The organism is Gemmatimonadales bacterium, from assembly GCA_036265815.1.
GTDB lineage: Bacteria > Gemmatimonadota > Gemmatimonadetes > Gemmatimonadales > GWC2-71-9 > CAVVWJ01.
In genome coordinates this window covers 1-6351 of record DATAOI010000107.1, presented here as the reverse complement: position 1 = coordinate 6351, position 6351 = coordinate 1, and the positions used below count along the sequence as shown (strand labels likewise).

Below are 6351 nucleotides of genomic sequence, written 5' to 3'. Positions count from 1 at the left end.
CTCGCCCGCCGCCTGCTCCGGGCTCATGTACACCGGGGTGCCGAGCGCAAGGCCGGTCTCGGTCAGCCTGCTGCTGACCGTGGCATCGACCGCTCGAGCAATGCCGAAGTCGGCCACGATGGCGTGCCCGTCCGAGAGCAGGATATTCTCGGGCTTGATGTCTCGATGGACAACCCCCTGCCCATGAGCGCAGGTGAGCGCCTGAGCCACTTCGCCACCGATCCGTACCGCTTCATCCACCGGCAGCTGCTTCTCGCGTCCCAACCGATCGCGCAGCGACTCGCCCGCGATGAACGGCATGGCGTACCACAGGCACCGGCCGCTCTCGTCGCCCGGTGATGCCTCGGCACCGCTGTCGAATACCGGCAGGATGAGCGGATGCTGCAGCCGGGCGGCAATCTCGATCTCCCGGAGGAACCGCTCGGGTCCGAGCACGTGGGCCAGCTCGGCCCGAAGGACCTTGATGGCCACCAGACGGTCGTGCTTGAGGTCACGGGCGAGATACACAGTCGCCATCCCGCCATGACCCACTTCCCGCTCGATGTGGTATCGGTCGGCAAGAGCGGTGATAAGGCGGCTCGGCGGATCCGGCACCCGGAGCGCTTTCTCTGAGGCGTACGATAGGGGCTGTTCAGGAAGATATCCGGATGCAGACCGCCTGCCAGCGGCCCGCGGGGCATCGGCCACGACAGTCGTCCGAGCTGCCTGGTTGTTCCGTCGTCCTCTTCGCTTAGGTTAGCTGTACCTCCCTACACCATGACGCGGCCGAACGTGCCGCGGCTGTCGTCCCGATGCAGGAGTCGAGCGGTGGACCTGCTCGCGCGGTTGCAGGCAGCGTTGGTCGCCCACTACCGGATCGAGCGCGAGCTTGGCCGGGGCGGGATGGCGACGGTGTACCTGGCGGAGGACCTCAAGCACCGCCGGCGAGTGGCGCTGAAGGTACTGCGGCCCGAGATCGGGGCCGCCCTTGGCATGGATCGGTTTCTCCGTGAGATCACGACCTGCGCTGCCCTCCAGCATCCCCACATCCTCGGCCTGATCGATTCGGGGGAGATCCCACCGACACACGACGGCGGCCCGGCCCTGCTGTACTACGCCATGCCGTATATCGAGGGAGAGTCCCTCCGCGGTCGGCTGGACCGCGAGCGGCAGCTCCCCTTGCACGAGGCGATCACCATCGCACGTGAGGTGGCCGACGCGCTGGGCTATGCCCACGCCCATGACGTCGTGCACCGGGATATCAAGCCGGAGAACATCATGCTTTCCGGCGGGCATGCGATGGTGGCGGATTTCGGCATCGCGAAGGCGCTGACCACCGCGGGCGGTGAGAAGTTGACGGAGACCGGCCTCGCGCTGGGGACACCCTGCTACATGAGCCCGGAGCAGGCGACCGGAGACACCCTGGACGGCCGAGCCGATGAGTATGCGCTGGGCTGCGTAGTCTACGAGATGCTCGCGGGAGCGCCCCCCTTCCACGGCTCGTCCGGGCAGTCGATCATGGCCCGCCATGCGGTGGATCCCGTGCCGAGCCTTCGGACAGTGCGGGAGATGATCCCGGCGGGGGTGGAACGGGCCATCACCCGTGCCCTTGCCAAGTCGCCGGCCGACCGATTTGCCACCACGGCCGAGTTTGCGCTGGCCCTGACCCAAGGAGCCACGGGTCCGGTGACGGTGGTAACGCAAGCGGCTGCAGCCGCGTCGGGTGAGCGTCGCCGCCGAGGGTGGGGACGTGTCGGGTGGGTACTGGCCGCCGGGCTCGTCGCGATCGGGCTGATGACGGGCGTCAGAGCGTTCACTCGGAACAGGGGCGGGATGGCCTCGCCTGCCGGGCGGTCGATCCGATTCTTGGCCGTGACACCGCTCGAAAACCTCACGGGCGACCCGGCCCAGACCTACCTCGCTCAGGGGGTTACCGACCAGCTCATTGCCAACCTGGCGCAGATCGCCTCGCTCACGGTGATCAAGCTGCCCCCGCGGCGCGGTGACCGCGCGCCTGCCGACATTGCCCGGGAGCGCGGCGTTGACATCGACGCGGTGCTTGCCGGCTCGTTCCAGCGGTCGGCAGGCGAGGTGCGGATCACGGCCCAGATCACGCTGCCTACGACCGAGCGGGCCATCTGGGCCAGGAGCTACACGGGTCAACTGCGGAACATCCTCGATCTGCAGGATTCAGTCGTGCGCGCGGTGGCGGATACTATTCGGGCCTCGCTCACCCCCCACGACAGCACCCGTCTGAACGCGGCGAAGAAGCCGATCGATCCCGCGGCCTATGAAGCCTATCTCCGAGGGGCTTCCTCGTACGGCCGAAACACCGGCGCGGACTTTCGAAAGGCGATCGGCTTCTTCCGAGAAGCGATCCGGCTCGAGCCTACCTATGCGCTCGCCTATACCGGCCTGGCCTCATGCTACATCGACCTCGGCTACTTTGCCCTCGAGAGTCCGGAAGAGACCTTTCCCAAGGCGCGCTCGGCGGCCGAAAAGGCTCTTGAGCTCGATCCTGCGCTCGGGCAGGCCTATGCGAACATCGGGAGAATCGACCACCTCTACGCCTGGGACTTCGCCGCGGCGGATCGGAACTTCCGCCGCGCCGTCGAGCTCACCCCCCAAACCGCCGTTGTCCACCTCAATTACTTGGGCTACCTGGCGCCAATGAAGCGCAGCGAGGAAGCCATCGCCGAGGGCAAGCGATCGATCGAGCTCGATCCGCTCTTCACCCTCTACCGGGCCGCCGCCGCGCGACCTTACTACAATGCCCGCCGATACCCGGAAGCGATCGCGCAGGCGAAGCAGGCGCTCGCGGATGATTCGACCTTCAGCCGTGCCCATTTCTGGCTGGGCCTGGCGTATGAACAAATCTCCAGACTGCCCGACGCGATTCGGGAGCTTGAAGCAACCGTCAAGTACGCGGGGACGGATTCGGTGCCGGTCTATCTGGCCGCGCTGGGGCATGCCTATGCCATTGCAGGCAAGCCGGACAAGGCGCGGCGACTCCTGACCGCTCTCGAGGCGCGTCCGTACATCTCCCCCGTCGACGTCGCGACCATTCACGTCGGCCTTGGGGAGCGGGATCAGGCTTTTGAGTGGTTGGAGCGCGCCCTCAAGGAGCGCGCGTACGGGCTGGTATTCCTGCCGACCGACCCGCGCTTCGACCCGGTGCGCGGCGATCCCCGGTTTGCGGCCGTGATGCGTCGGGTGGGTTTGCCGAAGTGAGCCGGTGGCGCCGCTGGCGCACCGTCAGGCGCGCGACACTCCTACCGCCGAGCGGGGGGCGTCGAGCGCATTCGCCACATCGGAGAAATCGGGCTTGGGCACCTCGGTCGTTCACCTGGCCGGCGCCCCCACCCGTTCAACCACGGATCGGAATCGCGGGTCCTCGCGGAGTTCCCGGAACAAAGGATCGAGCCGCAAGAAGACCATCTGGCTCGAGCGTTCGGCGCACGCCTCCTCCAATGAGGCGAGAGCGCTCTCGCGGTCGTCGAGGCCGGCGTAGATCCACGCGAACTCGTATGGGGAGACGTATCGCTCGGCCGCGGCCTGCTGCAGGTCGGCCAGGATGGCGAGGGCGGCAGCCCGATCCCCACCACGACCGAGGGCATGGGCCAGCTGCGCGGCCATCATCGTCCTCGAGTGGGAGAGGGATTGTGCCTTCCGCAGTGCCGCGATCGCTTCCTCGTGCTTCCCCAGCTGCAGGCTGGCGAGTCCCACGTTGCTGTATCCGGCGCCGAAGCTCGGTTCCAGATCCAACGTGCGCCTTGCCTCTGCGATCGCATCCTCATAACGGCCCGCGTAGTAGGAGATCAGCGCGCGAGTGACGACGATGATCAGCGACAGTGGATCGAGCTCCGCGGCCAGGCGGATTTGCCCGATGGCCTCCTCGCTCCGCCCTGAGGTGATCAGGTTCTGCGCGTACCACTGCCGGGCCGTGGGATACTTCGGATTCAGCGCGATGGCGTGCTTGTAGTCCGCCTCGGCGCCCGCCCAGTCCCAGTCATAGTACTGCTTGGAAAAGGCCTGCGATGCATGCCCCTCCGCGAGCTCGGGGGCGAGGGTCACGGCCTGAGCCGACGCCTTGCGTGCGGCGGGAAAGGCCACACCCGGCGGCACGTCGGCCCACCAGCCGAGCATGTTATAGGCGTCGGCCTCCCCGGCGTAGGGCAGAGCGTACCCCGGATCTCGCTCCTGCGCTTCGTGGAATAGGGCGATGCTCTTGCGCAGCCCTTCCGGAGTCCGCTGGTTCCAGAAATAACGGCCCTTGAGGTAGGCGGTGTATGACTCCAGATCGTCGGTCTGGCGCCGGACCAGTGGGGCGTCCTGAGCCCCCAGCAGCTTGACCTTGAGCATGTCCACGATGGAGCGGGAGATGTCGTCCTGGATGGCGAACACGTCGGCCATTTCCCGATCGTACCGCTCGGACCAGATCGGGTGCCCACTAGCCACGCTCACCAGCTCGGCCGTGATCCGGATGCGGTTGCCGGAGCGGCGGACGCTTCCCTCGAGGACCGTCGCCACCCTCAGCCGCCGGCCGATCTCACCGACGTCCTGTTGCTTGCCCTTGAAGCTGAAGGCTGAGCTCCGCGCGGTCACCCGTAGTCCCTCGAGCTTGGTCAGGGCATTGATGATCTCCTCGGCCATTCCATCCGCGAAATATTCGTTCTCCGGGTCGGCGCTCATGTTGAGAAAAGGGAGCACGGCGATCGAGTGCTTGCCCGCCACGGGAGTCGTGACCGCCGTCGCCTGGGACGATGGGCCGATCCCTCTCGGGTCACTCAGCGCCCGCGCGAACTCTCCCGCGGTGGCGAACCGGTCGTCCGGGGCCTTCGCCATGGCTCGCAGAACAACCGCCTCGAGCACCTCCGACAGGTCACCGCGCGCATCGTGCAGCGACGCCGGCGTCTCGGTGACCTGCTTCGAGAGGATGGCCAATGCACTGGCCCCCTCGAAGGGCTTGCGGCCCGCCAGCATCTCGTACAGAACACAGCCCAGGCTGTACACATCACTGCGTCCATCGATGACGTCTCCGGAGGCCTGTTCGGGACTCATGTAGGAGGGAGTGCCTACCAGCAGCCCGGTCTGTGTGAGAGTTTCATCATTCCTGGCCAGGGCCTTGGCGATCCCGAAGTCGGTCACCATGGCTTCGCCCTGGTGGATCATGATGTTATCCGGCTTGATATCGCGGTGCACGACCCCTTGCTGGTGGGCGTAATCCAGGGCAGCGGCAACTGAGCGACAGATCGAGACCGCCTCCTCCACGCTCAACCGGCGTTCATGCCCCAGACGGGTACGCAGCGACTCTCCGTCGACATAAGGCATCACGTAAAAGAGAAGTCCCCCCGCTTCACCCGAGTCGAACAATGCAAGGATGTGAGGGTGGCTCAGGCGGGCGGCGAGTTTGATTTCCCGCACAAATCGGTCAGGTCCCAGCCCGGTCGTGAGCTCGGCATGGAGAACCTTCAGCGCCACCTGGCGGTCGTGCTTCAGGTCGGCCGCCAGGTAGACGGTGGCCATCCCGCCGCGACCTAGCTCCCGCTCGATGGTGTAGCGGCCCGCGAGGGCGTCGGTCAGGTGGATGGACTGATCGGACACGGCTGGGTTCCGATTGAAAACGGAGTCCACAAAGATGCGGGGGCAGCCCGGCATCCACCAGATGTGGCAGCCAGCGACGCTGGCGGACGCCGATGTAGGGCGATAACGTAGGAGCCCCCCCCAGGACTTCGGGCTGTGGCCGACCCGCTCGCGCTTCTCCAGGCTACGTTCGCGGACCGCTACGCGATCGAGCGTGAGCTCGGCCGGGGCGGCATGGCCACCGTGTATCTCGCCCGCGACCTCAAGCACGAGCGACCGGTCGCGCTGAAGGTCCTCCACGCCGAGCTGGCCGCCACGGTCGGGCCGTCCCGGTTTCTGCAGGAAATCCGGGTCACCTCGCGCCTGCAGCACCCCCACATCCTGCCGGTCTTTGACTCGGGTGAGAGCTTTGGCCGGCTCTGGTACACCCTTCGTCGAGGGCGAGTCCTTGCGCCAGCGGCTCGTGCGGGAGAAGCAGCTGCCGGTGGAGGAGGCGCTCCACATCACCAAGGATGTGGTCGAGGCGCTGGCCCATGCCCACACGCACGGGGTCGTTCATCGGGACATCAAACCCGAGAACATTCTCCTCAAGGGAGGCCGGGCCATCGTCGCGATTTCGGGATCGCGCGAGCGGTGGACGCAGCCGGCGCGGAGCGGCTCACCGAGACGGGGCTCGCGCTCGGCACGCCGGCCTACATAAGCCCCCGAGCAGTCGACGGGACAGCGGGACGTGGACGGGCGAAGTGACATGTACAGCCTGGCCTGCGTGCTCTACGAGATGCTGGCTGG

At 66.7% G+C, this 6351-nt stretch carries 4 protein-coding genes; 2 read left to right on the top strand and 2 right to left on the bottom strand.

Annotated elements, in window-relative coordinates; genetic code table 11:
* Window positions 1–594: serine/threonine-protein kinase (locus VHR41_20235; protein ID HEX3236532.1), on the bottom strand; the 594-nt coding region annotated here is incomplete at its 3' end.
* Between the two features lie 213 nt (window positions 595–807).
* On the opposite strand from VHR41_20235, the gene VHR41_20230 reads away from it, so the two are divergent.
* On the top strand, window positions 808–3210 hold the full coding sequence (locus VHR41_20230) for a protein kinase (protein HEX3236531.1): 2403 nt from the start codon (window positions 808–810) through the stop codon (window positions 3208–3210).
* Window positions 3211–3321: 111 nt separating this feature from the next.
* Here VHR41_20230 and VHR41_20225 read toward each other — a convergent pair whose 3' ends face one another.
* A complete protein-coding gene (locus VHR41_20225; GenBank protein HEX3236530.1) occupies window positions 3322–5583 on the bottom strand; it encodes a protein kinase in 2262 nt (753 codons plus the stop codon).
* Between the two features lie 379 nt (window positions 5584–5962).
* Here VHR41_20225 and VHR41_20220 point away from each other — a divergent pair, with 379 nt between their 5' ends.
* On the top strand, window positions 5963–6262 hold the full coding sequence (locus VHR41_20220) for a protein kinase (GenBank protein HEX3236529.1): 300 nt from the start codon (window positions 5963–5965) through the stop codon (window positions 6260–6262).
* Window positions 6263–6351 lie beyond the last annotated feature (89 nt).